Raw genomic sequence first — 23,216 nt, 5'->3', positions numbered from 1 at the left:
CTCGGCGGATTAGTGCCTAACCTGCCGTCCAAGGGCAAGATGTTGAGTATTGTTAACATCGGTTAAGGGTTTATTAACTTTTCAAAGATTACCTCAACGTCAGGGAAGATTGGGTCGGTTCGTCGATATATCGAGAACCGGAGGAAAGATGCGAGTACTAATAATCGAAAGCAGGCGGCCACTTGCCGAGCTGTGGAAGCGCCATATCGAATGCCAAAGCGCTGAGGTTTTCGTCGCAACCAGCACTGCGGCAGCGATAGAGATGGTCCGCGAGAATGAGATTGATGTGATCATTCTCGACCTCATTCTTGAGGAAGGCAGCGCTATGGCGATCGCGGATTACGCCTGCTATCGCCGCCCTGAAGCGCGGGTGATTTACGTGACCAGTACGACCTTTTTCTCCGATGGATCCGTCTTTGAACACATGCCGAATGCATGCGGTTATGTGCAGACCTCGACCCCGCCTGATGATCTGGCGGCGATGGTGGAGCATCTTGGCCCCCGTTAGTCCTGCTTCAATGCGTTAACCATTCCCACCAGTTGTTAACCTTAATTTCGCCAGTGTCGGTTCCGGTCGGCACCGCGACGCCTTTGCGTTTGCACGGGCCGGATGCGCGCCGTATACCGCTCGCGATACGACGCCAATTTGGCCAGAAAGGTTGGCAGCCGGGAATTGACCCATACCGGGGATTCGAAGCTGCATCGTGATCGCCGCCTTGCGCGGCCATTTCCCTTTTTGTGCCGTAGCAGACAGGAGGCAGCCATGCCCAAAACCGGTGTTATGATCTGCGGCCACGGGTCTCGCAGCCAGGCCGCAGTCGACGAATTTTCGGTCCTGGCCGAGAAATTGCCCGCCTATCTGCCCGATGATTGGCTTACAGAATACGGATATCTGGAATTCGCCAACCCCGTGATCCGCGATGGCCTCGACAAGCTGCGCGAGGCCGGATGCGAGCGCATTCTCGCCGTGCCGTGCATGCTTTTTGCCGCGATGCATGCCAAGAATGACATCCCCACGGTGTTGAACACCTATGCCGTCAAGCACGGCATTGACGTTCAGTATGGCCGCGAGCTTGGCGTTGATCCCAAGATGATTTCGGCCGCTGCAGGGCGCGTCCAAGATGCCGTCGACCGGGCCAATTCCGAGCATGGCGAACTACCGCTGCACGAGACCTGCCTCGTTGTGATCGGTCGTGGCGCCTCTGACCCCGATGCCAACGGAAATGTCTCTAAAATTGCGCGTATTTTGCAGGAGGGTTTGGGTTTTGGCTGGTGCGAGGTCGGCTATTCCGGCGTGACCTTCCCCCTTGTCGAACCCTGCCTTCAGCACGTCACGCGCCTTGGCTACAAGCGCGTCATCGTCTTCCCGTATTTCCTGTTTACCGGCATTCTGATCGACCGGATCTACGGCTTCACCGATCAAGTTGCTGCGCAGCATCCCGACATCCAATTCGTCAAGGCGGGCTATCTAAACGACCATCCGAAAGTGCTTGAGACATTCGCCGAACGCATCACCGAACAGCTTGGCGATGTGCCGATCCCCAACTGCGGAACCTGCCAATACCGCACCCAAATCCTCGCCATCGAAGGGGAGGATGTGCGCAAGCTCACACCCGAACAGCGCGCCACCCTCGCGGCGGAAAAAGGCAATGGACACGCGGCTTTCGGCTCTGTTCCGCCGCCCACATGCGTGCTTTGCAAGTACCGGACAGAGGTGATCGGCTTTGAGGCTGAAGTCGGTGCCGTGCAGGAAAGCCACCACCACCACGTCGAGGGGCAGGGCGCCAGCGCGCCCGGTTCCAACGTCGCAGATTGCACCCTGTGCGACACGTTTTGCACCGGGCTTTGCCGCCTTCAGGCCAGCGATCATCACCATCACCATCACCATCACCATCACGACCATGGCCACGATCACCATCATCACCACCACCATGATCATGACCACGATCACAGCCACGACCATCACCACGCGCCTTACCCTCATGCGGACCACCCGCATGGCCCGGAAAGCGCGCGGCGGCAAAAGTAACGGGCAGGTCCTGCGCGATGCGCCCATACGAAAAAAACCCTCTCGCTATTTACGCAAAAAGTTTTGCGACCGTGCGGGAGGAGGCGCGTCTGGAGCGATTTTCACCAGGGATGGAAGCGCTCGCGATCCGAATCATTCACGCCTGCGGCATGGTCGAGATCGCTGATCGGCTCGCCTTTTCACAGACCGCGTATGAGGCAGGCCACACCGCGCTTGCGGAGGGCGCACCGATCCTGTGCGACTGCGAGATGGTCGGCTCTGGTATCATCCGCCGCTATCTACCCGCCCAGAACGAGGTGATCGTCACACTGAATAACGACGCGACCCCGGATCTTGCGAAAGAGATCACCAATACGCGCTCTGCAGCGGCGGTCGAGCTTTGGAAACCCCATATCGAAGGTGCTGTCGTGGCCGTCGGCAATGCGCCGACAGCCCTTTTTCATCTTCTGGAATTGCTGGATCAAGGTTGGCCGAAACCTGCCGTAATCCTCGGCTTCCCTGTGGGCTTTGTGGGGGCGGCCGAGTCGAAAGCCGAACTCGCCGCAAACCCCCGCGGCACGGATTTCATCGCCCTGCGTGGGCGGCGCGGCGGGTCTGCCATCGCCTCTGCCGCGGTTAACGCTTTGGCCGCAGGCTTGCCGGAAGACCGCACGTGACGAACCGTTGGCTGCATATTGTCGGCATCGGCGAAGACGGCCTTGATGGCCTCGCCCCCGCGACCCGCGCCACGGTCGAGGCTGCCGAAATTATCATCGGTGGCGACCGTCATCATAAACTGTCTGCCGCCGTGACAGCAGCTCGGGTTGCGTGGCCTTCGCCCTTTGATGCGCTGATCGACACGCTGCTGTCTCACAAGGGCAAGCGCGTTGTCGTCCTCGCCACTGGCGATCCGCTTTGGTACTCTGTCGGTGCCCGGATCGGGCGCGCCATTAACCCTGAAGAGATCACATATCATCCCCAGCTGTCCGCCTTTCAACTCGCCGCTGCGCGCATGGGTTGGTCGCTTCCGGACGTTGAGACTTTGACGGTTCACGGACGCCCGGTTGCGCAGGTCATTCCGGCCATTCAGCCCGGTAATAAATTGCTTATTTTGACAACAGGCGCCGAAACCCCCGCTGAAATATGCACATTTTTGATGGATCGCGGATATGGCGGCAGTCAGGTAACTGTGATCGCTGCCATGGCCGGACCTTCGGAAGAACGGTTCGATGGGACTGCGAAAGATTGGGCTCACAGCGTTCCTGCCTTCAACACGATGGCCGTTCATTGCATCGCAAGACCGGACGCAACAGTCCTGTCCCGGACGCCCGGTTTACCAGATTCCGCCTTCGACCATGACGGCACAATGACCAAGCAAGAGGTCCGCGCCACGACCCTCGCCAAGCTGATGCCCATGCGCGACGCGCTTCTCTGGGACATCGGGACGGGCTGCGGTTCGGTCGCAATCGAATGGATGCGCGCGGCCCCCGAAGCCCGCGCAATCGGGCTTGAAAAACGCGCGGATCGGCGCGCCTTGGCGGCTGCGAATGCGCAAACCCTCGGCACACCAAAGCTCGAAATCATAGACGGGCAGGCCCCCGATGACTTGGTTAATTTGCCTGCGCCCGATGCTGTCTTCATCGGTGGTGGATTGTCCGAGGAAACCTTTGCGAAAGTCTGGTCCGCCCTCAAGCCATTCGGGCGACTTGTCGCCAACGCAGTGACGCTCGAATCCGAAGCGCTTTTGATTGATCTGCACGCCCGCCATGGCGGCGATCTTGTGAAGATCATGGTTAATCGTGCCGAGCCTGTCGGCCCGAAAACTGGTTGGCGTGCCTTGATGCCGGTCACCCAATGGAGCCTGATGAAGCGATGACTGGCACCCTTTATGGCGTTGGCCTTGGACCGGGCGATCCTGAATTGTTAACGATCAAAGCCCATAGGTTAATCTCCAATGCGCCTGTGATCGCCTATCCGACGCTCGCTGGTGGCGACAGTTTTGCGCGTGCGATTGCGTCTGATGTGATCCCGAAAACAGCACGCGAGATTGTCATGGATGTTCCGATGACGACCGCGCGCGAGCCAGCCCAATCGGCCTATGACGAAGGGGCTGCGCAGATCGCACACGAGCTGAAAAAAGGCAACGATGTCATAGCGCTATGTGAAGGTGATCCGTTCTTCTACGGCTCTTTCATGTATCTCTTTGCACGTCTCTCGGATCAGTTCAGAACAGAGATTGTCCCCGGCGTAACCTCCATGACGGCTTGCGCGGCAGCCCAAGGCTTGCCGCTTGCGGCGCGCAACGAAGTGCTCACCGTGATCCCTGGCCCGCTGGACGAGGCGACGATGACCGCCCGCATCGCCGACGCGGAGTCGTTAGTCATTATGAAGGTCGGGCGTCACCTTCCCAAGATCCGCCGCGTTCTGAAGGCCGCGGGGCTAAGCGACCGCGCCGCCTACATCGAACGTGCGACGCTGCCGAATGAAGTCCGTTTGCCGTTAACCAAAGCACCGGAAAAAGCCCCGTATTTCTCGATGATTCTCGTGACTAAAGGAGCCGATCCATGGCTGTGACCCCCGTCGTTCTTGCGCTCTCCAAATCCGGGGAGCCGGTGGCGCACAAGATCGCCGCAGCACTCGATTGCGCGGTTCATGGGCGGGAAGGCCGGGTCGAAAAAGCGGATACCTATTTCGCCAACGCGCTGGATCATGCGCGCGATCTTTTCGCAGCGAAACACGCGATTATCGGGGTCTGCGCGGCGGGCATTCTGATCCGCGGTGTGGCCCCTTTGCTGTCCGACAAAACGACCGAGCCGCCTGTGATTTCGGTCTCTGATGACGGCTCTGTCGTGATCCCGCTTTTGGGCGGTCATCGTGGCGCGAACCGTTTGGCGAAAGACATCGCCGAAGCGCTGGGCGCAGTCGCTGCTGTGACCACTGCAGGCGATGTGGCGCTGGGCGTAGCGCTGGATGCGCCGCCCTCGGGCTACCGACTGGCAAACCCCGAAAACGCGAAGTCCGTGATGGCCGCGCTGTTGAATGGAGGCTCTGCGCGGATTGAAGGGGAAGCGCTTTTTGACCTACCGCACGATCCGGATGGCACCGTGCGTCTGGTGACGACAGATGCGCCGGTCAAAGCGGATGAAACGACGCTCGTTTACCATCCGCAGCGCTACGCTTTGGGGGTCGGATGCGCGCGCGATTGCGATCCGGTGGAGCTTGCGGACTTGGTTAACAGGACCCTTGCTGAGGCGGGGATTGCACAGGGTGCGATTGCGTCGGTGAACTCGCTTGATCTGAAGGGCGACGAGCCCGCGATGAACGCTTTGGCCGCGGATCTGGGCGTCCCGTTTCGTGTCTTCACGGCAGAGGAGCTGGAGGCGCAGACGCCAAATCTGGCCAACCCGTCAGACGTTGTTTTCGCGGAAGTTGGATGCCACGGCGTCTCCGAAGGAGCGGCCTTGGCGGCGTCGGATGGCAGCTTGGTTGTGCCGAAACAGAAGACCAAAAACGCGACCTGTGCCGTGGCAAAGGCCGAGGTGCCAATCACGGAAATCAATGGCCGGGCGAGGGGCCGATTGTCAATCATCGGGATCGGGCCGGGGCAGCATTCGTGGCGCACGCCCGAGGCGAGCCAGCTTGTCGCCGAGGCGGAAGAGCTGGTCGGCTATGGGCTTTACATCGACCTTCTGGGGCCGCTCGCCCACGGCAAAACGCGCAGTGATTTTCCGCTGGGCGGCGAAGAAGATCGATGCCGCTTCGCACTGGAACAGGCAGGCCAAGGCAAGAACGTCGCGCTGATTTGTTCAGGCGACGCAGGCATTTACGCCATGGGCGCTTTGGTGTTCGAGCTATTGGATCGCGGGCCAGACCAGCATGGCGTCACCGATGCTGCGCGGCGGGTTGAGGTTGTTTGCACGCCGGGCGTTTCGGCCTTGCAAGGGGCCGCTGCCCGCGCGGGTGCACCGCTGGGGCATGACTTCTGCGCCATCTCGCTGAGTGATTTGTTGACCCCGCGTGAAGACATCATCAAGCGGCTCCATGCTGCGGCGGAGGGCGACTTTGTCATCGCGTTCTACAACCCGGTTTCGCTGCGACGACGCACGCTTTTGGCTGAGGCGCGGGACATCCTGTTGCAGCACCGTCCGGTCGATACGCCCGTGATGCTCGCCTCGTCTCTTGGGCGGCCAGAGGAGCATATCCGCTATCGCAACCTCGCCGATCTGAAAGTGGACGAGGTCGATATGCTGACGGTCGTTCTGGTCGGATCGAGCCATTCGAAACTGGCAAAGCTGGGCGAAGGCCCGCGCATGTATACGCCGCGCGGATACGCTCGAAAGATCGACGGCGATCTGTCGGAAACTGGTTAAGGAGCACGCTATGACCGTCTATTTTATCGGGGCCGGTCCCGGCGACCCGGAGCTGTTGACCCTGAAAGCGCAACGGCTGATCGCGGCCTGCCCAGTTTGCCTTTATGCGGGCTCTCTGGTGCCCGAGCAGGTGGTCGCAGAAGCGCCCGCAGATGCGCTGGTTTTGGACACCGCGCCGATGACGTTGGACGACACGCATGCGGAGATTCTGAAGGCGCATCAGGCAGGCCAAGACGTTGCGCGGGTCCATTCGGGGGACCCTTCTTTGTATGGCGCGATTGCCGAACAGATAAGGCGTTTGAAGGCGGATGGGATCGACTATCAGATCGTTCCGGGCGTTCCGGCTTATGCCGCGGCAGCCGCCGCGTTAGGGCAGGAGTTAACCATCCCGGAGGTTGCGCAGTCGATCATTCTGACGCGCATGTCGATGAAGTCGACCGGGATGCCAGAGGGTGAGACGCTGGAGAATTTCGCGCGCTCCAAAGCCACCTTGGCGATCCACCTGGGCATCCGCGCGCTCCGCGAGATTGAGCGGCAGTTGATCCCGTATTATGGGGCCGATTGCCCTGTGGTTGTGGCCTACCGCGTGGGCTGGCCGGACCAGATGTTCCTGCGTGGCACGCTGAGCGATATCCGGGCCAAGGTGCGGGACGAAAAGATCACGCGGACGGCGTTGATTCTGGTGGGGCCTGCCTTGGCAGAGGTGCAGGATTTTAAGGACAGCGCGCTTTATGACCCCGCGATGCCCCATGTGTTGCGGCCTGTGGCCAAAGGCTGACAAAATCCGCCGAAACAGACTATTGCGCGGATTTACCTTGCTTTTACCGGACGCCCAGCCATCCTCTCTTTTGCGAGATTGATGGAGGGCGTGATGTCCACATTCCTATCCGACGAAGTGAAAGCGGGGCTTGAAGCCGCGCGCAAAGCCGCCCAGCGCAAGGGCAGCCGCCTGCGGGTGCATGTGGGGGAAGACACTTTCCCCGTTTTGCGCCTTTGGGAAATCGGCTTCGCCATGGAGGCCGAGGTTGCTCCAAAGCTGCGCGGGCTTGTTGATCTACACCATGGCGGCGTGCATCTTTATCAATGCCTGATCGTGGCTTCTTCCGAGGAAGGCGACGAGATGCAGTACGAGTTCAAGCGCAAGACAGCCGCCACGGACGCCCCTGCCTTAGACTATTCGCGCGACCCGAACGCGCCGGTCGCGCTGCTGCCCCGTTAACCGCGTTTCGCGTGCGAAACCTTATTGCAGGTCGCTGAAAGCGGCCTGCATGCGGGCGACGGCATCCTCGATGATTGCGCGCGGGGCGGCGATGTTGAACCGCAAGAAGCTCTCGCCGCCTTTGCCAAATGTTGGGCCATGGTTCACGGCGATCTTGGCCTGATCTTGAACGCGGGAGGTGAATTCTTCGCGGGGCATGCCGGTGCCTGCGAAATCGACCCATGACAGATAGGTCGCCTCAAGCGGCATCGCTTTCAGACCCGGAATGACGTTGATGCCTTCGTTGAAGATGCGCTGGTTCTCGGCCAGATAGGCCATCAACTCGTCGACCCATTTGGCCCCTTCGGGCGTGTAGGCGGCCGTTACCATAAAGAGGCCAAACGAGTTCGGCGAGAGGCCCAGCCCCGCCATCCGCTTGGCAAATCGCGCGCGCAGATCGGGGTCTTCGATGATGACATTACCGATATGGCTGCCGGCGATATTGAAGGTCTTTGTGGCCGCCGTCATCATCACAAGGCGATCAGTGATGGACGGATCAACAAGCGACATCGCGGTGTGCTTGGCACCATAGGTCAGGTCATGGTGGATCTCGTCACTGACTAAGATCAGGTCATGCCGCTTGCAGAAATCGGCGACCTGCTGAAGCTCTTCGCGGGTCCAGACGCGGCCCCCCGGATTATGGGGCGAGCAGAGGATCACCATCTTCTCATTACCCGTCATCGCCGCGTCATAGGCGTCGAAATCCATGGTGTAGTGGCCGTCTGTGTTGACCAACTCCATCTCGACGACCTCGCGGTCGGCGGCTTTGATGACCCGCGCGAAGGCATGGTAAACCGGGGTGAAAAGGATCACGCCATCGCCGGGTTTGGTATAGGTCTCCACGCACATTGCGGTGCCGTTGACGAGGCCGTGAAGGCTGAAAATCCAGTCCGATTCAATTGCCCAACCGTGGCGTTCCTGCATCCACCACTGGATCGCCGCGCGGTATTTGCTTTCATCCCCGAAATAGCCATAGACCCCGTGATCGACCATCGCCTGAACCGCGTCCTGCACGCATTGCGGCGGGCGGAAATCCATGTCGGCGACCCACATCGCCAGACCGTCCTCGGGGGAGACGCCGTAAAGCGTTTCCATGCTGTCCCACTTGGAACAATGGGTGCCGCGGCGGTCGATTTTCTGGTCGAATGACATGGGGTTCTCCGGTGCTTTTCTGGCAAGCTAACCCACAGGGGCGCAGGTGCAAGGCCCGTTGCCTCTGACGCGCGGCTGCCTTACATGAAAGCCATGACCATACGCCCGATCCTGATCCACCCCGACCCACGCCTGAAGAAAAAGGCGGAGCCTGTGACCGAGGTCACAGAGGCGCATCACGAGTTGGCGCGCGACATGCTGGAGACGATGTATGACGCGCCCGGCATTGGTCTGGCCGCAAACCAGATCGGCGTGATGGAGCGGCTTTTGGTCATGGACTGCATCAAGGAAGAAGGCGCCGATCCGCGCCCGATGGTCCTGATGAACCCTGAGGTGACCTGGGCCTCGGACGAGCTGTCGACCTATGAGGAAGGCTGCCTGTCGATCCCCGAACAATATGCCGATGTGGAGCGTCCGGCGGAGGTCAAAGTGCGCTGGCTGGGCCTGGATGGCGAGATGCATGAAGAACAGTTCGACGGGCTTTGGGCGACGTGCGTGCAGCATGAGATTGACCATCTGGATGGCAAGCTCTTCATCGATTATCTGCGCCCGCTGAAGCGTCAGATGATCACCCGCAAGATGCAGAAACTGAAGCGCGAACGTGCGCGCGTCTGATAATATGCCCCGTCCTTTGATCCCTTGGCCCGATGCGCGGTTGCGCAAGGTTGCGGCGCCCGTGGAGGCCGTGACGGACGAAATCCGTGCACTGTGGGACGAGATGATCGAGGTGATGGAGGCGATGCCAGGCGTCGGTCTGGCCGCGCCGCAATTGGGGGTTTCGCTGCGAATTGCCGTCGTGGATGCGTCGGAAAAACGCGGGCAGGCGGTGCGCATGGCAAACCCGGAAGTGTTGCACGCCTCGGTAGAGTTGCGCCCACACGAGGAGGCCTCGCCAAACCTTGCTGGCGTGTCGGCTGTGGTCAAGCGACCCCGCGCAGTGACGGTCCGCTACATGAACGAGGACGGCGTTATGGATCGACGCGATTTCGTGGGGCTTTGGGCAACCAGCGTGCAGCATCAGATCGACCATCTGAACGGCAAGATGTACTTTGACCGGCTCTCGAAAGTGAAACGGGACATGCTGCTGCGCAAGGCGCGCAAGGGGGCCGCATGAGGGTAGTCTTCATGGGCACGCCGGAGTTTTCCGTGCCGGTGCTAGAGGCGTTGGTCGCGGCCGGCCACGAGGTTTGCGCGGTCTACACCCAGCCGCCCCGCCCCGCCGGTCGCGGCAAGAAAGAGCGCCCTTCGCCTGTTCATGCGCGGGCCTTGGAACTGGGGTTGGAAGTGCGCCATCCTGCGCGGTTGAAAGCGGCGGAGGACCAACAAGCATTTGCGGATTTGCAGGCCGATATCGGCGTCGTTGTGGCCTACGGTTTGATCCTGCCGCAACCCATTCTGGACGCGCCCCAGCATGGCTGCCTGAATATCCACGCCAGCCTTCTGCCGCGGTGGCGTGGTGCGGCCCCGATCCACCGCGCGATCATGGCGGGGGATGCGGAAACCGGCGTGTGCATCATGCAGATGGAGGCAGGGCTGGATACCGGCCCAGTGCTCTTGCGCGAGGCCACACCGATCACGGGCGCGGATACGACAGCGCGGCTGCATGACCGGCTCAGCGCAATGGGTGCGCGGCTGATTGTCGAGGCGTTGGCGCAATTGCCTGAGCTTACGCCCAAACCGCAACCTAAGGATGGCGTGACCTATGCCGAAAAGATCGACAAAGTCGAAGCGCGGGTCGATTGGACCCGTCCCGCAACACAGGTGGATCGGCTGATCCGGGGCCTCTCGCCCTTTCCAGGTGCATGGTGCGAGATCGCGGGAGAGCGGGTGAAACTGCTGGATGCAGAGCTTTGCGATGGCCGTGGCGCACCGGGTGCGCATCTGGGCAATTTTGAGGTGGCGTGCGGCGATGGCGCGGTGCGGATCACTCACGCGCAGCGGCAAGGCAAGCGTGCGGTGCCTGCCGCCGATTTCCTGCGCGGTACAGAGATGCCATCGCACCTGGACTGACCGGTTTCGCGTGCGAAACCAGGTTTTCAGAGGCGGGGCATTGATTTCATTGAGACTCTGTTTTTGACACTTAACATAATACCAAAGCCCCTCTAACCGCTCTGTTTTTCAACGAAATATTAAGGTTAACGCACCGTCTTGCACGTTGGAAACCGCGCGCGTTGTTAACCAAAGTCTCACCTAAAACAGGACCATCTCTACCGCTTCTCCTTTGTTAACCTTAACGCGGCGAAGGCGGTGAATGGGTCTTTGGCTCTCACGGTTTGAACGCGCCGCTTATTGGCCCGTCAATGCCTGCGCGCATATCCCGAGATGACAATATGCCCCTCGCCCGACATTGCAGCGCAGGCTCCTGTCTTCTTTTGTCCATAAATACCTTAAGGCAATCCGAGGTCATCCACACTCCGCTGATCGTAAAGCACCGCGGGGCGCAGCCCCGCCCCCCGCGACGCGCGAAGTGCGGCGCAACCTTTCAAATCAGGCGACGCGCGAAGCGCGGCGCAATCCCTCAATCTGGTTTGAACGGGGCCATTCCAGCGCGCGCCAGTTCATCCGCACGCTCGTTTTCGGGATGCCCGGCATGGCCCTTGACCCATTCCCAAGTTACGGAATGACGGGCCGCCGCCTCGTCAAGGCGCTTCCACAGATCCTCGTTCTTGACCGGCTTTTTGGTCGAGGTTTTCCACCCATTTCGCTTCCAGCCATGCATCCATTGGGTGATCCCGCCTTTCACATAGGCGCTGTCGGTCACGACCGTCAGGGTCGAGGGCCGCTCCAACGCTTCCAGCGCGTGGATCGCGGCCAGCAATTCCATGCGATTGTTCGTTGTCTGAGGCTCGCCGCCCTTGAGTTCCCGCTCTTTCAAGACCGCCTCGCCCTCGCGCGCGATCAGCAGCGCGCCCCAGCCGCCCGGGCCGGGATTGCCGGAGCAGGCCCCGTCGGTATAGGCAAAAAGATCAGGCATAGGCTTCGACCGCCACCCAAGGGGAGATATCACCAGACAGACCACGGTCCTCGCCGGTCAGGTGGTTTGCCAGCCGAAAGCCTGCTTTGGTCAGATATGTGTCGAGTTCTTCGATTGTGTAATAGGCGTAGAAGCGCCCGATGCTGTCTTCAAATTCGCCTTCCCCGGTTTTCACAGACAAATGCAATCGCGCGCCGGGTTTGGCGGCTTGGTGCAGCGCGCTCAGATGGCCGGGAAAGGCGGATTTCGGGGCATGTAAAAGCGAAAACGACGCCCAGATTCCATCATAAAGGGCAGTGCCTTCGATCTGATCGAACCGGGCTTGGTGAGCGTTTACTCCCGGCTGCGCCTTGGCCAGCGCGACCATTTCGGCAGAGGCGTCAACGGCCGTGACAACGCAACCGGCGGCGGCCATATGCACCGCGCTGTTGCCCGGACCGCATCCCAGATCAAGCACATGGGCGCCCTTGGGCATGGCAGCAATGAATGCATCCAGTCCGGGCATCTTGGTTTGCTCGACCAGATCGGCATATTCGCCTGCGCGCGCGTCATAAACGTCGATAGTTTTCTTGTCGCTCATAGGAAGGCCGTCACGGCCAGGCTGGTCAGCACCAGCGCTGTCAGCAGGACGCGCAGGTTCATCCACCATTTCGGAGCCAGCCCCCAGCGCCAGAACATGAAATCCAAAGCAAGCAACCCTGCGAAGCCTGCCATCAGGTTGATCGCCGAAGAAACCGGCCCGCTGCCGACCATGAAAAACGCCCAGAGTGCGGGGATCACCGACAGACCATAGCCCGCCGCCGCTTGCGCGCCTGTGGTCTTGGTGGAAAACCCCCAGAGGACGCCTGACATGAAGGCGAGGATAATCGTGCCGTAGGAGAGCTGCACATAAGGCCCGACAAAGCGCGGCCCCAGACTGCGCGCGCCCCATTGGGCTAGGTCGGTGCTGACCAATGTCAGCGCCCCCCACAGAAACGGGATCAGCCCTGCAAGGCCAAGGTAGAGAGCAGCGCGGGGGATGGTCATGCGCGCTCAAACGCCAATCGGGTTGCCAGTGCGGCGAAAACCGCTGCAAAGCTGCGGTTGAGCCATGTCATGATCCGGGTGCTTTGCAGCAGCTTGGCGCGGGCGGCTGCAGCGAAGACGCCGTAAAGGACGAAGACCGCAAAGGTCAGCACCATGAAGATGCCGCCCATTAGCAGCATTTCGGCGGTTGCGGTGGCAGGATTGCCCGACAGGAAGGGCGGCAGCAGCGCCAGAAAGAAGATCGACAGCTTGGGGTTCAGGATGTTGATCAAAGCGCCGCGGCGGGCAATGCGCCATGCGGGATCGGCGGTGCGTTCGGCGCTGATGGCCAGCGCGCCACCGTTCTTGAGAGACTGCCATGCGAGGTAGAGCAGATAGGCAACGCCTGCGAATTTCACGATGTTAAAGAGCAGCGCGCTGGTGTGCAGGATCGCGGCGACGCCCAGGATCGCTGCGGCCAGATGCGGCACAATCCCGAAGGTGCAGCCGGTCGCGGCGGCAATCGCAGCGCGGCGGCCTTGGCCCAGACCAAGGGCCAGCGTGTAGAGCACGCCGGTGCCCGGGGCGATCACCACGACGAGGGCGGTGACAAGGAATTGCAGGGAAATCATGCGGGCTCTCTCAGGACGCGGGGGACTTTGAACTCGACGTTTTCTTCGGCTGTGGTGACCTGCTCGACGGTGGTGTCGAAGCGGTCGCGGAAGGCGTCGATCACCTCATTGATGAGCACTTCGGGGGCGGAGGCGCCGGCGGTGATGCCGAGGGTCTTGATGCCCTCCAACGCGCGCCAGTCGATGTCGGTCGCGCGTTGGACGAGCTGGGCGTATTGGCAACCCTCGCGAGAGGCGACCTCGACCAAGCGTTTGGAGTTGGACGAGTTTGGCGCGCCAACAACCAGTAGCGCGTCGCATTTGCCTGCTATGGCTTTGACGGCTTCCTGCCGGTTGGTCGTGGCGTAGCAGATGTCTTCCTTATGAGGGCCGACGATGGCCGGGAAACGGGCTTTCAGCGCTGCAACGATGTCGATCGTGTCATCGACCGACAGCGTGGTTTGCGTCACGAACGCCAGCTTGTCGGGGTCGCGGACCTGCACCGTGGCGACGTCTTCGACGGTTTCGACCAACAGCACTTCGCCCTCGGGCAACTGACCCATGGTCCCGACAGTTTCGGGGTGGCCTTCATGGCCAATCATGATCATTTGCAGACCGTTGCGATTGTGACGCTCGGCCTCGATATGGACCTTGCTGACCAGCGGGCAGGTGGCGTCCACATAGATCATTTCGCGCTTTGCAGCCGCCGCGGGGACGGCTTTCGGCACGCCATGGGCCGAGAAGATGACGGGGCGGTCGTCAGGGCATTGGTCAAGCTCTTCGACAAACACTGCGCCCTGATCGCGCAAGCTGTCCACGACAAATTTGTTATGCACTATTTCGTGGCGGACATAGACCGGCGCGCCCCATTTTTGCAGCGCCATCTCGACGATCTTGATGGCGCGGTCAACGCCTGCGCAAAAGCCGCGCGGGGCTGCGAGATAGAGGGTCAGAGCGGGCTTGGTCATGGTTTTCTCCGGTTCCCTCAAGAGGTAAGGCAGAGGGGGGCCGAGGTCTAGAGGGCGCATTGCCCTTCATGCGCGCCCGGCTAGATCGCTGGCTATGGAAACGGAACATTTGGACATCGTGGCGGAGTATCTGCGGCTGACGCGCGAGGTGCTGCCGCAGATGGCGCGCGACAATGCGCGCGGCTGGCCTGTGGTGAATGACCATTGCTTTCAGCGGATCGTTTTGGATCACGTTTGCGGCGGCACTTGGTACGACCATCTGGAGCGGCCAGCCTACAAGCATTTAACACCGGCGCAGGCGATACAGGCTGTTCGGCTGGCGGAGGAGATCGCGCAGGGCCGCGCGGATTTGCATGAGATGAACCGGCAATCGCTGATCTGGCGGGGGAAATTGCGGTGAAGCGCAGCTCTCCCAAAGATGCGCGCCGGGTTGAGACGGCAGACGACATTGATGAACTGGTGTCGGACAAGCGCGAAGGGTGGCGGGCAAGCCCCGCCAAAGCGCGCAGGCGGCAGCGCCGGTATAAGAAACGGCTGACGCAGGAAGTGGCGCGTTGGGCCGACACCGATTTCGACAATGGTTTCGAGGAGTAGCGTTTTGCAAAGCACCGTGGAGTTGCGCGATCTGGTGATAGCCTGCGATATCGGCACATATGGGCCGGGCGATGTTGTGCCGGATGCGCATGTGCTGGACCTGACACTGAAGATTGATCCGGAGCTGGTCTTTATCGACGCCGATGGGATGGATCGCGTTTTTGACTACGACCCGCTTGTGGTGGAGATCGACCGACTGGCGCGCGACGGGCATTATCATACGCAAGAGCGGTTGATGACGCGGATTGTCGAGGCATGCGCGGGCTATGCCGAGATCGAAGCGGTCGATATTGCCTTGCGTAAAAGCCCGGTGCTGGCAGGCGCTGGCTCGCTTGGGGTGCGGTTGGTGGTGCCTGCCGATCAGCTAGCGGCGGTGCGGTCGCGCCTTGCGCGCAGCACCGGCTGAGCCTCTTGGAGCGACATCCAGTTATAGCGGGTGTCTTCTGAGACCGGAGCCCAGAACAGCCGCCCAGAATTGCGCCACGCATCCAGAATGATGCTGTCCCGGAACGTGCCATTTGCTGAACTGATTGCGGGGGCGTGGTGCACGATGCGGAGCGGGGTCGAGGGCGACGTCGCCCAATGCAGCTTGAGAGTTTGGAAACTTTCCTGACGCAGGCGGGCCAGCATGTCTTCGGCGAAATGGTTGCACAGACCTCGGTCGCGCAGACCAGCATGGACTTTTGAATTATGGATCAGCGGTGGATCGGTGACCTGGTAGTCGCGGGCCAGTTGGGCGGCAAGGCGAAAGGCCAATGCTGCGGCCCGGTTGGCTTCAGCGCGGCTGACGGTTGGGTCAAGGGCTGCAAGAGCATCGGCCAAAGGTGCGGGGTCTTGCACTGTTGAGGCCCCCGTCGTTGCACATGCGGCCAGGGGAGCGGTCAGGGCCAGTGCCGCAGCGCTGCGCAAAAATTCCGAACGTGTCACTGCGGTCTCCATCAACATCTGATGGTCGCAAGGAACCCTGAGTGACGCAGAAGAACAAGGGGGCGTCTAAAAGAAAAAGGGCGGACCCGAAGGCCCGCCCAATCTCTTAGTCCTGTTCCGCCATTTCGCGCGGGCTGTCTTCCCGCGGCTCGCGCGGGGGGCGCCCGATCACGTCCTTAAGCTCTTGCAGCTCAATGAAGTTATCGCATTGGCGGCGCAGCTCGTCTGCGATCATCGGCGGCTGGCTGCGGATCGTGGAGACGACCGAGACGCGCACGCCCTGACGTTGAAGGCTTTCGACCAAGGGTCGGAAATCACCATCGCCTGAGAAGATAACGATGTGATCGACATGGGGCGCAAGCTCCATCGCGTTGACGGTCAACTCGATATCCATGTTGCCTTTGACCTTCCGGCGGCCCTGGCTGTCGGTGTATTCCTTGGCCGGTTTGGTGACCATGGAAAAGCCGTTGTAGTGGAGCCAGTCCACAAGGGGACGGATGGGAGAGTATTCGTCGTTCTCAAGCAGTGCCGTGTAATAAAACGCCCGCAAGAGCTTCCCGCGCCGCATAAATTCCTGGCGGAGAAGTTTGTAGTCGATGTCGAACCCCAGCGACTTTGCAGCGGCATAGAGATTCGATCCATCGATGAACAGCGCAAGCCGTTCGCCTTGATAGAACATCAAATTTCCTTTCGATATGCAGTTTCGCCTGTGAGTGGTCTTCGTGAGTGGTAAATGGTCAGCGAAACTACTCAGTTTACATACGGGAAACTCTAAATGCTTCAACCCCATGAGCAGGGTTCCGCCACTGAAATTGCGCTAATTGCGCTGGGCAGCAACCTGACCTCAGTCTTTGGATCGCCGGAGGAAACCCTCCGTCTTGGCCTGAAAAAGCTCTCCGATGCAGGTCTGACAATACTGCAAAAAAGCCGGTTTTTCCAAACGCCTTGTTTTCCGGCGGGTGCTGGTCCCGACTATGTGAACGCCTGCGCGGAAATTCGCAGTGACCTGACGGCGCGGGAGTTGCTGGCGGTTTTGCACGAGGTGGAAACCGAATTTGGCCGCGACCGGGCGCAGCGCTGGGCGAGCCGGACGTTGGATATTGATCTGCTGGCCTTGGGGGCGCAGGTCTATCCCGATCTGGAGACGCAAGAAGCGTGGCAAGCGCTTTCTGTGGAAAATCAACAACTTCGCGCCCCTGATGAGCTGATTCTGCCGCATCCGCGTCTACAGGATCGGGCGTTTGTGCTGGTGCCGCTGGCCGATATCGCAGCGGACTGGACGCATCCGGTTCTGGGCGTTACCGTAGCGGGACTGCTGGACAAGCTGCCTGAGGAAGATCGGGCTGCGGTCGTGCCGATGGGCGACGGCCAATAAGGCTTGTGTTTCTGCCGCTCAGCCCTTAAAACCAGACTTTCTAAGTCCTGTCCAAGTGGAGTGTCCCATGGCCCGCGTCACCGTCGAAGATTGCGTCGATAAGGTTCCGAACCGGTTCGAGCTTGTTATGCTCGCAGCCCATCGTGCGCGCGAAATCTCAAGCGGCGCAGCTATTACCGTGGATCGCGACAATGACAAGAACCCCGTCGTGTCCCTGCGTGAGATCGCGGACGAGACCCAATCGGCCAATGAATTGCGCGAGCGTCTGATCGAGTCGAATCAGACCCAGATCGAGGTGGACGAGCCTGATGAAGACGCCATGGCGCTTCTGATGGGGGCCGAGGCCGACAAGCCCGCCGATGACGATATGTCGGAAGAGAAACTGCTGCGCGCGCTGATGGAAGCGCAAGGGCAAAAGTAAGGCCGCACCCGGCCTTGGGAAGGCGCGGACCAGATGATTACAGACGATGATCTGATCGAGCTGGTCCGCAGCTACAACCCTCGCACAAATGAACCTCTGATCCGCGATGCCTTTGCGTACGGCGAAGAGATGCATCACGGCCAGTATCGCCATTCCGGTGAGCCGTATTTTACGCATCCTGTCGCTGTGGCTGCCATTCTGGCAGAGCAACGTCTGGATGATGCGACGATCATTACAGCGCTACTGCATGACACGATCGAAGACACGCGCTCGACCTATGGGGACGTGGCCGATCATTTCGGCAAGGAAGTCGCCGAGCTGGTGGATGGGGTCACCAAGCTGACAAACCTTCAGCTATCCTCGACCGAGACGAAGCAGGCCGAGAATTTCCGCAAGCTCTTTATGGCGATGTCCAAGGACATGCGGGTGATCCTGGTCAAGCTGGCCGACCGTTTGCACAACATGCGCACGATCAAGTCGATGCGCCCGGAAAAGCAGACCCAGAAGGCGCGCGAGACGATGGATATCTTTGCGCCGCTCGCGGGCCGCATGGGTATGCAATGGATGCGCGAAGAGCTGGAGGATCTGGCGTTTCGCGTGCTCAACCCCGAAGGGCGGTCGTCGATCATCCGGCGGTTCATCACGTTGCAGCGCGAAACCGGTGATGTGATGCACAAGATCACCGGCGACATGCGGCTGGAGCTTGAGAAGGCGGGCATTGAGGCGGATGTTTTCGGGCGTGCCAAGAAGCCCTATTCGATCTGGCGCAAGATGCAGGAGAAAGAGCAGGGGTTCTCGCGCCTGTCTGATATTTATGGCTTCCGGATCGTCACCGGCAGCGAGGAAGATTGCTACCGCGTGCTGGGTGCGATCCACCAGCGCTGGCGGTCGGTGCCGGGGCGGTTCAAGGATTACATCAGTCAGCCGAAATCAAACGGCTATCGGTCGTTGCACACCACCGTGTCGGGGCGCGATGGCAAACGGGTAGAGGTGCAGATCCGCACCCGCCAGATGCACGAGGTGGCTGAAGCCGGGGTCGCGGCGCATTGGTCCTATCGCGATGGTGTGCGGGCGGAGAACCCCTTTGCGGTGGACCCTGCTAAATGGATCGCCGGCCTGACCGAACGGTTCGAGATGTCGGAGGATCACGATGAATTCCTCGAAGCGGTCAAGCTGGAGATGTATTCGGACAAGGTCTTTTGCTTCACGCCCAAAGGCGATGTTTTCAAGCTGCCGCGCGGTGGCACCCCGATTGATTTTGCCTATGCGATCCACACTCGGATCGGCAGCGCTTGTGTTGGTGCCAAGGTGGACGGGATCCGTGTGCCGCTTTGGACACGTCTGAAAAACGGCCAATCGGTTGAGATCATCACTGCCGAGGGCCAGCGCCCGCAGGCGACGTGGATTGATATCGCGGTGACCGGCAAGGCCAAGGCCGCGATCCGCAAATCCCTGCGCGAAGAAGACCGCGAGCGCTTTATGAAGCTGGGCGCGGAACTGGCCCGCGTGGCGTTCGAGCATATTGGCAAGAAAGCCTCGGACAAGGCGCTGAACACGGCGGCGAAGAGGTTGGGTATCCCGGGGCGCGCAGAAATGCTTGCGCGTTTGGGCAGTGCGGAGATCACGGCCCATGACGTGGTCAGCGCGCTTTACCCTGAACTGGCCGACACCAAAGGCGATGTTGTGGATGAGCAGCGCGCGGTTGTGGGTCTGTCACCGGATCAGTCGTTTAAACGCTCGGGTTGCTGTCAGCCTGTCCCGGGCGAGCGGATTGTCGGCATCACAAAGCGCGGCGAAGGCGTGTTGGTGCATGCCATTGATTGCACGAGATTGGCCGCTCTTGAGGATGATCTGGACAAGTGGATCGACCTGCAATGGCATACCGGCACCCACCGTGCGATCTATACGGTCACGCTGGATGTCGTGATCAGCAATGATGCGGGCGTCCTGGGACGGATTTGCACATTGATCGGCGAACAAAAGGCCAATATCAGCGACTTAAAATTCGTGGATCGTAAACCAGATTATTACAGACTGATGATAGATGTGGACCTGCGCGATGTGGAACATCTGCACACGGTGATGACCGCGCTAGAGGCAGAAAGCGATGTGGCGTCGATTGCACGACGCAGGGACCCCGAGACGTCATTGACCGCAGCAGCGGCGGAGTAGGAACGTAACCTTTGGTATTCAAACGTCGGGATAGGCGCTCGGTCGCGAAGGCCATTCTGGACTTCGTCTACCCACGCGGCGGCTGGGCGCGTGCGTTTGAATACGTCAAGCACCGGGTGCGGCGCTTGCCTGACACGCCCGAAAAGATCGCGCGGGGCATTTGGGCGGGTGTGTTCACCACATTCACCCCCTTCTACGGGCTACATTTCTTTATCGCGGCGTTTCTTGCGTTTGTGATGCGCGGCAATGTGCTGGCCTCGCTCATGGCGACATTCTTTGGCAATCCGCTGACCTATGTCCCCATTGGGGTCGTGTCGTTGACCTTCGGCGACTGGATCCTTGGCACGGACGCGGCAGAGCAAGCCTCGGAGCGGTCTTTTGGCGGCAAGTTTGTCGATGCCGGTTGGGACCTGTGGCACAATTTTACGGCCATCTTCACCCATGAGGAGGTCGATTGGACTGGCCTGACTGTTTTCTATGATGAAGTTTTCTTTCCCTATATGGTCGGCGGTCTGATCCCCGGTATCATCACGGCGACGGTCGTCTACTACCTGTCCGTCCCGGTGATCCGCGCCTATCAGAAGCGCCGCAAGGGGCGGCTTACGGCGAAGCTGGCCGAGCTGAAGAAAAAAGCGATCAAAAAGGCTGACGCGGGCAAATCCGCAGACTAGGTTCTGCCCAAAGAGGAAGGACCTGTCATGGCTGAGAAACTCCGACTGGGTGTGAATATTGACCACGTCGCCACGCTGCGCAATGCGCGCGGGGGCGCTGTGCCGGACCCGTTGCGCGCCGCCGCGATTGCCGAGGCTGCGGGCGCGGACGGGATCACGGCGCATCTGCGCGAGGATCGACGCCACATGCGCGACGCGGATATCGATGCGCTGATGGAGGCGCTGAATGTGCCACTGAATTTCGAGATGGCCGCCACGGACGAGATGCAGGCGATTGCTCTGCGGCACAAGCCTCATGCGGTGTGCGTGGTCCCCGAAAAGCGCGAAGAACGCACGACCGAGGGCGGTCTTGAAGTGGCCCGCGAAGAAAACAAGCTGGCGGGGTTCATCGCGCCTTTGCGAGAGGCCGGATCGCGGGTGTCGATCTTCATTGCTGCCGATCAACGCCAGATCGAGGCGGCGCACCGGATTGGGGCCGAAGTGATCGAATTGCATACCGGCACCTATTGCGACGCCCATGCAGAGGGCCGCTTTGAAGAGCGTGACGACGAGTTGAAACGTCTCACTGACATGGCGGCTTTTGCGGATGATCTGGGGCTCGAGGTCCATGCGGGCCATGGGCTGACCTATGGCTGCGTGCCGCCGATTGCCGCGCTGCCGCAGATCATGGAGTTGAACATCGGGCATTTCCTGATGGGTGAGGCGTTGTTTCTGGGCCTTGGCCCTGCGATTGAAAAGATGCGGGGCATTATGGATGCCGCCCGTGCCGGGGTTGCGGATTAAGCCATGCGCGCAGGTGACGCGGCGTTTAGCGCTTTGCGCAAGGCGGTGTTCCGCGCGCTGATCTTCTGCGTTGCCTTGGCCTGTATTCTGCTGTCGCTGGTGCGTCTGGAAGGCGCGCGGTCTGGCGTGGAGATATCTGAAGCGTTTGCCGGAACCACGCCCGTGCGGATTTATGCGCAGCCCGAAGCGGATGGCCCGGTGGTCGTCGTGGCGCATGGCTTTGCCGGGTCTTTGCAACTGATGGAGGCTTACGCGCTGAGCATCGCGCAATCTGGCTACCGTGTGTTTTCCTTTGATTTTGAAGGACATGGGCGAAATCCGGTGCCGATGTCCGGCGATGTGAACAAGATCGAAGGCACCACGCAGCGTCTGATCGACGAGACGCGACGCGTAATGACGTTTGCGATTGCAGAGACCGGGTGGGATGGGTCGGTGGCCTTGCTCGGGCACTCGATGGCGACGGATGTGATTGCGCGGGCGGCGCTTGCGGATGCGCGGGTGGGGCCTGTGATCGGCATCTCGATGTTCTCCCAAGCTGTGACGGGGCAGGCTCCGACGGACCTGCTTATGATCACCGGCGATTGGGAACCGATGTTGCGCGACGCGGCGGTGGACGCGATGCAAGCGGTTGAGCCGGGCGCAGGCGAAGGCGATACGGTGGAGGCGGGTGATTTGATTCGCCGCGCGGTCGTTGCCCCGAATGTGGAGCATGTTGGCGTGCTCTATAGCCCCACGGGTTTGCGCGAAGCGGTGGCATGGCTGGACCGGTCCTATGGGCGCAGTTCCGAGCCGAAACTGGCAATGACAGGCGGTTGGATCGCGCTGTTGTTGGGCGCTATCGTGGCGATGGCCTGGGCGCTGGCCGCGTTTCTGCCGCAGGTCGTGGGGCGGCGGGTGCCGCTCGAGACCCGACAGCTGTTGATTGCAAGCGGCGTGCCAGCGGTGATCGCACCACTGACCGCGATGTGGATCGACATAGGAGCGCTGCCGGTTTTGGTCGCCGACTACCTGATGGTGCATTTGCTGATCTACGGGGTAGTACAGCTGGCGATCCTACGATATTTCAACGTCCCGTTTGGCCGGATGGGCTGGATCGGACTGATCGCTTTGCTGGTCTGGGGGATCGGCGCATTCGGCATGGGGCTGGACCGCTATGCGGCGAATTTCACACCGAACGGCACGCGCTGGCTGATCGTGGCAGTTCTGGCGCTAGGGACGGTGCCATTCATGGTGGCTGACGCGCTGACCACTGCCGGAGGACGCGCGCCGTTCTGGCACCGCTTGGTCGCGCGGGCGGCGTTTTTCCTGTCGCTCGCAGCAGCGGTAGCGCTCGATTTCGAGGGGCTCTTCTTTCTCATCATCATCCTGCCCGTGATCTTGCTGTTCTTCATCGTCTACGGGCTGATGGGCCGCTGGGTTGCGCAGCATCAGGGCGCGTTGGCGGCGGGGTTGGGCCTTGGGCTGATCCTGGCTTGGTCACTGGGCGTGACCTTTCCTTTGTTCAGCGCGGCGGGCTAAGAGGGGCGCATGATTTTAGGCATCGGCACTGATCTTGCGAATATCGAGCGGATTCAAGGCACGCTGGACCGCTTTGGCGACCGCTTCCGCAACCGCGTCTTCACCGAGACCGAGCAGCGCAAATCCGAAAGCCGCAAGGATGTGGCGGGCACCTATGCCAAGCGTTGGGCCGCGAAAGAGGCGTGCTCTAAGGCGCTGGGCACGGGGCTGCGCATGGGGATCGCATGGAAGGACATGTCGGTCAGCAACTTGCGCACCGGGCAGCCCGTGATGCATGTGACCGGTTGGGCGAAGGACCGGCTGGATAAGATGACCCCCGAGGGTCATGAGGCGATCATTCACGTCACGTTGACGGATGATCACCCTTGGGCCAGCGCCTTTGTGGTCATTGAGGCGCGGCCTGCTTGAC

Annotated in this window: 29 protein-coding genes; 21 read left to right on the top strand and 8 right to left on the bottom strand. The window is 60.6% G+C overall.

The window, feature by feature from the left end:
* The first annotated feature begins 148 nt into the window (after nt 1-148).
* From KUW67_RS04215 to KUW67_RS04180, 8 genes are all read left to right on the top strand, one after another.
* Complete coding sequence (locus KUW67_RS04215) at nt 149-508, top strand: response regulator (protein WP_224824030.1); 360 nt, start codon at nt 149-151, stop codon at nt 506-508.
* 255 nt (nt 509-763) lie between these two features.
* Entirely contained in the window at nt 764-2,029 is a 1,266-nt protein-coding gene (locus KUW67_RS04210; RefSeq protein ID WP_224824029.1) for a sirohydrochlorin chelatase, read from the top strand.
* Nucleotides 2,030-2,046: 17 nt separating this feature from the next.
* Entirely contained in the window at nt 2,047-2,685 is a 639-nt protein-coding gene (locus KUW67_RS04205; protein ID WP_224824028.1) for a precorrin-8X methylmutase, read from the top strand.
* Nucleotides 2,682-3,884, top strand: a complete 1,203-nt coding sequence (cbiE, locus tag KUW67_RS04200; RefSeq protein WP_224824027.1) for a precorrin-6y C5,15-methyltransferase (decarboxylating) subunit CbiE — start codon at nt 2,682-2,684, stop codon at nt 3,882-3,884. The genes KUW67_RS04205 and cbiE overlap by 4 nt, the downstream gene beginning before the upstream one ends.
* A complete protein-coding gene (gene cobI / locus KUW67_RS04195; RefSeq protein ID WP_224824026.1) occupies nt 3,881-4,582 on the top strand; it encodes a precorrin-2 C(20)-methyltransferase in 702 nt (233 codons plus the stop codon). The genes cbiE and cobI overlap by 4 nt, the downstream gene beginning before the upstream one ends.
* Nucleotides 4,573-6,378, top strand: coding sequence for a precorrin-3B C(17)-methyltransferase (gene cobJ, locus KUW67_RS04190; RefSeq protein WP_224824025.1), 1,806 nt, complete (start codon nt 4,573-4,575; stop codon nt 6,376-6,378). The genes cobI and cobJ overlap by 10 nt, the downstream gene beginning before the upstream one ends.
* Nucleotides 6,379-6,388: 10 nt before the next feature.
* Nucleotides 6,389-7,156, top strand: a complete 768-nt coding sequence (cobM, locus tag KUW67_RS04185; protein WP_224824024.1) for a precorrin-4 C(11)-methyltransferase — start codon at nt 6,389-6,391, stop codon at nt 7,154-7,156.
* A gap of 93 nt (nt 7,157-7,249) precedes the next feature.
* A complete protein-coding gene (locus KUW67_RS04180; RefSeq protein WP_224824023.1) occupies nt 7,250-7,597 on the top strand; it encodes a hypothetical protein in 348 nt (115 codons plus the stop codon).
* Nucleotides 7,598-7,618: 21 nt separating this feature from the next.
* Here the strand turns inward: KUW67_RS04180 and KUW67_RS04175 are convergent, their stop codons facing one another.
* Nucleotides 7,619-8,788 (bottom strand): MalY/PatB family protein, encoded by a 1,170-nt coding sequence (locus KUW67_RS04175; RefSeq protein WP_224824022.1) that lies wholly within the window; start codon nt 8,786-8,788, stop codon nt 7,619-7,621.
* A 93-nt stretch (nt 8,789-8,881) separates the two neighbouring features.
* Here KUW67_RS04175 and def (KUW67_RS04170) point away from each other — a divergent pair, with 93 nt between their 5' ends.
* The 3 genes from def (KUW67_RS04170) to fmt are packed head-to-tail and all read left to right on the top strand — an operon-like array spanning nt 8,882 to nt 10,798.
* The gene (gene def / locus KUW67_RS04170) at nt 8,882-9,403 is read left to right on the top strand and encodes a peptide deformylase (RefSeq protein WP_224824378.1); all 522 of its coding nucleotides are present in this window, start codon (nt 8,882-8,884) and stop codon (nt 9,401-9,403) included.
* A 4-nt stretch (nt 9,404-9,407) separates the two neighbouring features.
* Nucleotides 9,408-9,902 (top strand): peptide deformylase, encoded by a 495-nt coding sequence (gene def, locus KUW67_RS04165; protein ID WP_224824021.1) that lies wholly within the window; start codon nt 9,408-9,410, stop codon nt 9,900-9,902.
* Complete coding sequence (fmt, locus tag KUW67_RS04160) at nt 9,899-10,798, top strand: methionyl-tRNA formyltransferase (protein ID WP_224824020.1); 900 nt, start codon at nt 9,899-9,901, stop codon at nt 10,796-10,798. Before def (KUW67_RS04165) ends, fmt begins: the two co-directional genes overlap by 4 nt.
* Nucleotides 10,799-11,306: 508 nt before the next feature.
* On the opposite strand, the gene rnhA is transcribed toward fmt, so the two are convergent.
* The 5 genes from rnhA to ispH are packed head-to-tail and all read right to left on the bottom strand — an operon-like array spanning nt 11,307 to nt 14,346.
* Complete coding sequence (gene rnhA, locus KUW67_RS04155; protein ID WP_224824019.1) at nt 11,307-11,762, bottom strand: ribonuclease HI; 456 nt, start codon at nt 11,760-11,762, stop codon at nt 11,307-11,309.
* Nucleotides 11,755-12,342, bottom strand: coding sequence for a class I SAM-dependent methyltransferase (locus KUW67_RS04150; protein WP_224824018.1), 588 nt, complete (start codon nt 12,340-12,342; stop codon nt 11,755-11,757). The genes rnhA and KUW67_RS04150 overlap by 8 nt, the downstream gene beginning before the upstream one ends.
* Nucleotides 12,339-12,788, bottom strand: a complete 450-nt coding sequence (locus KUW67_RS04145) for a DUF3429 domain-containing protein (RefSeq protein WP_224824017.1) — start codon at nt 12,786-12,788, stop codon at nt 12,339-12,341. The genes KUW67_RS04150 and KUW67_RS04145 overlap by 4 nt, the downstream gene beginning before the upstream one ends.
* Nucleotides 12,785-13,399, bottom strand: a complete 615-nt coding sequence (locus tag KUW67_RS04140) for a LysE family translocator (protein WP_224824016.1) — start codon at nt 13,397-13,399, stop codon at nt 12,785-12,787. The genes KUW67_RS04145 and KUW67_RS04140 overlap by 4 nt, the downstream gene beginning before the upstream one ends.
* Nucleotides 13,396-14,346 carry a 4-hydroxy-3-methylbut-2-enyl diphosphate reductase gene (ispH, locus tag KUW67_RS04135; RefSeq protein ID WP_224824015.1) on the bottom strand — a complete coding sequence of 317 codons (951 nt, stop codon included), beginning with the start codon at nt 14,344-14,346 and terminating at the stop codon, nt 13,396-13,398. Before ispH ends, KUW67_RS04140 begins: the two co-directional genes overlap by 4 nt.
* Before the next feature lie 94 nt (nt 14,347-14,440).
* Here ispH and KUW67_RS04130 point away from each other — a divergent pair, with 94 nt between their 5' ends.
* From KUW67_RS04130 to KUW67_RS04120, 3 genes are read left to right on the top strand one after another with little or no spacing between them, the layout of a single operon-like run.
* The gene (locus tag KUW67_RS04130; RefSeq protein WP_224824014.1) at nt 14,441-14,746 is read left to right on the top strand and encodes a hypothetical protein; all 306 of its coding nucleotides are present in this window, start codon (nt 14,441-14,443) and stop codon (nt 14,744-14,746) included.
* Complete coding sequence (locus KUW67_RS04125) at nt 14,743-14,940, top strand: hypothetical protein (protein ID WP_224824013.1); 198 nt, start codon at nt 14,743-14,745, stop codon at nt 14,938-14,940. Before KUW67_RS04130 ends, KUW67_RS04125 begins: the two co-directional genes overlap by 4 nt.
* 4 nt (nt 14,941-14,944) lie before the next feature.
* Entirely contained in the window at nt 14,945-15,346 is a 402-nt protein-coding gene (locus KUW67_RS04120) for a dihydroneopterin aldolase (protein ID WP_224824012.1), read from the top strand.
* On the opposite strand, the gene KUW67_RS04115 is transcribed toward KUW67_RS04120, so the two are convergent.
* Entirely contained in the window at nt 15,301-15,867 is a 567-nt protein-coding gene (locus KUW67_RS04115; RefSeq protein WP_224824011.1) for a hypothetical protein, read from the bottom strand. The two genes, KUW67_RS04120 and KUW67_RS04115, sit on opposite strands and share 46 nt — an antisense overlap.
* Nucleotides 15,868-15,973: 106 nt before the next feature.
* Complete coding sequence (locus KUW67_RS04110; protein ID WP_224824010.1) at nt 15,974-16,546, bottom strand: NYN domain-containing protein; 573 nt, start codon at nt 16,544-16,546, stop codon at nt 15,974-15,976.
* A gap of 96 nt (nt 16,547-16,642) precedes the next feature.
* Here KUW67_RS04110 and folK point away from each other — a divergent pair, with 96 nt between their 5' ends.
* From folK to acpS, 7 genes are all read left to right on the top strand, one after another.
* A complete protein-coding gene (gene folK / locus KUW67_RS04105; RefSeq protein ID WP_224824009.1) occupies nt 16,643-17,242 on the top strand; it encodes a 2-amino-4-hydroxy-6-hydroxymethyldihydropteridine diphosphokinase in 600 nt (199 codons plus the stop codon).
* Nucleotides 17,243-17,309: 67 nt separating this feature from the next.
* Complete coding sequence (rpoZ, locus tag KUW67_RS04100; protein WP_224824008.1) at nt 17,310-17,663, top strand: DNA-directed RNA polymerase subunit omega; 354 nt, start codon at nt 17,310-17,312, stop codon at nt 17,661-17,663.
* A gap of 33 nt (nt 17,664-17,696) precedes the next feature.
* Nucleotides 17,697-19,835 (top strand): bifunctional (p)ppGpp synthetase/guanosine-3',5'-bis(diphosphate) 3'-pyrophosphohydrolase, encoded by a 2,139-nt coding sequence (locus KUW67_RS04095; protein WP_224824007.1) that lies wholly within the window; start codon nt 17,697-17,699, stop codon nt 19,833-19,835.
* A gap of 11 nt (nt 19,836-19,846) precedes the next feature.
* The gene (locus KUW67_RS04090; protein ID WP_224824006.1) at nt 19,847-20,506 is read left to right on the top strand and encodes a DUF2062 domain-containing protein; all 660 of its coding nucleotides are present in this window, start codon (nt 19,847-19,849) and stop codon (nt 20,504-20,506) included.
* 27 nt (nt 20,507-20,533) lie between these two features.
* A complete protein-coding gene (locus KUW67_RS04085; protein ID WP_224824005.1) occupies nt 20,534-21,289 on the top strand; it encodes a pyridoxine 5'-phosphate synthase in 756 nt (251 codons plus the stop codon).
* A 3-nt stretch (nt 21,290-21,292) separates the two neighbouring features.
* Nucleotides 21,293-22,807 (top strand): alpha/beta hydrolase, encoded by a 1,515-nt coding sequence (locus KUW67_RS04080; protein ID WP_224824004.1) that lies wholly within the window; start codon nt 21,293-21,295, stop codon nt 22,805-22,807.
* Between the two features lie 9 nt (nt 22,808-22,816).
* A complete protein-coding gene (gene acpS / locus KUW67_RS04075) occupies nt 22,817-23,215 on the top strand; it encodes a holo-ACP synthase (RefSeq protein WP_224824003.1) in 399 nt (132 codons plus the stop codon).
* Nucleotide 23,216: the final 1 nt, after the last annotated feature.

The organism is Cognatishimia sp. MH4019, assembly GCF_020177595.1.
Taxonomy (GTDB): Bacteria; Pseudomonadota; Alphaproteobacteria; order Rhodobacterales; family Rhodobacteraceae; genus JAHTBL01.
The sequence above is the reverse complement of the archived record's forward strand: the minus strand, read 5'-3'. Positions and strand labels throughout refer to the sequence as shown.

Bases quoted from the DNA above. Each gene is read 5' to 3' on its own strand.
- KUW67_RS04215 (WP_224824030.1), top strand. From the start codon at position 149: ATGCGAGTACTAATAATCGAAAGCAGGCGGCCACTTGCCGAGCTGTGG.
- KUW67_RS04210 (WP_224824029.1), top strand. From the start codon at position 764: ATGCCCAAAACCGGTGTTATGATCTGCGGCCACGGGTCTCGCAGCCAG.
- KUW67_RS04205 (WP_224824028.1), top strand. From the start codon at position 2,047: ATGCGCCCATACGAAAAAAACCCTCTCGCTATTTACGCAAAAAGTTTT.
- cobI (WP_224824026.1), top strand. From the start codon at position 3,881: ATGACTGGCACCCTTTATGGCGTTGGCCTTGGACCGGGCGATCCTGAA.
- cobJ (WP_224824025.1), top strand. From the start codon at position 4,573: ATGGCTGTGACCCCCGTCGTTCTTGCGCTCTCCAAATCCGGGGAGCCG.
- cobM (WP_224824024.1), top strand. From the start codon at position 6,389: ATGACCGTCTATTTTATCGGGGCCGGTCCCGGCGACCCGGAGCTGTTG.
- KUW67_RS04180 (WP_224824023.1), top strand. From the start codon at position 7,250: ATGTCCACATTCCTATCCGACGAAGTGAAAGCGGGGCTTGAAGCCGCG.
- KUW67_RS04175 (WP_224824022.1), bottom strand. From the start codon at position 8,788: ATGTCATTCGACCAGAAAATCGACCGCCGCGGCACCCATTGTTCCAAG.
- def (WP_224824378.1), top strand. From the start codon at position 8,882: ATGACCATACGCCCGATCCTGATCCACCCCGACCCACGCCTGAAGAAA.
- def (WP_224824021.1), top strand. From the start codon at position 9,408: ATGCCCCGTCCTTTGATCCCTTGGCCCGATGCGCGGTTGCGCAAGGTT.
- fmt (WP_224824020.1), top strand. From the start codon at position 9,899: ATGAGGGTAGTCTTCATGGGCACGCCGGAGTTTTCCGTGCCGGTGCTA.
- rnhA (WP_224824019.1), bottom strand. From the start codon at position 11,762: ATGCCTGATCTTTTTGCCTATACCGACGGGGCCTGCTCCGGCAATCCC.
- KUW67_RS04150 (WP_224824018.1), bottom strand. From the start codon at position 12,342: ATGAGCGACAAGAAAACTATCGACGTTTATGACGCGCGCGCAGGCGAA.
- KUW67_RS04145 (WP_224824017.1), bottom strand. From the start codon at position 12,788: ATGACCATCCCCCGCGCTGCTCTCTACCTTGGCCTTGCAGGGCTGATC.
- KUW67_RS04140 (WP_224824016.1), bottom strand. From the start codon at position 13,399: ATGATTTCCCTGCAATTCCTTGTCACCGCCCTCGTCGTGGTGATCGCC.
- ispH (WP_224824015.1), bottom strand. From the start codon at position 14,346: ATGACCAAGCCCGCTCTGACCCTCTATCTCGCAGCCCCGCGCGGCTTT.
- KUW67_RS04130 (WP_224824014.1), top strand. From the start codon at position 14,441: ATGGAAACGGAACATTTGGACATCGTGGCGGAGTATCTGCGGCTGACG.
- KUW67_RS04110 (WP_224824010.1), bottom strand. From the start codon at position 16,546: ATGTTCTATCAAGGCGAACGGCTTGCGCTGTTCATCGATGGATCGAAT.
- folK (WP_224824009.1), top strand. From the start codon at position 16,643: ATGCTTCAACCCCATGAGCAGGGTTCCGCCACTGAAATTGCGCTAATT.
- rpoZ (WP_224824008.1), top strand. From the start codon at position 17,310: ATGGCCCGCGTCACCGTCGAAGATTGCGTCGATAAGGTTCCGAACCGG.
- KUW67_RS04095 (WP_224824007.1), top strand. From the start codon at position 17,697: ATGATTACAGACGATGATCTGATCGAGCTGGTCCGCAGCTACAACCCT.
- KUW67_RS04085 (WP_224824005.1), top strand. From the start codon at position 20,534: ATGGCTGAGAAACTCCGACTGGGTGTGAATATTGACCACGTCGCCACG.
- KUW67_RS04080 (WP_224824004.1), top strand. From the start codon at position 21,293: ATGCGCGCAGGTGACGCGGCGTTTAGCGCTTTGCGCAAGGCGGTGTTC.
- acpS (WP_224824003.1), top strand. From the start codon at position 22,817: ATGATTTTAGGCATCGGCACTGATCTTGCGAATATCGAGCGGATTCAA.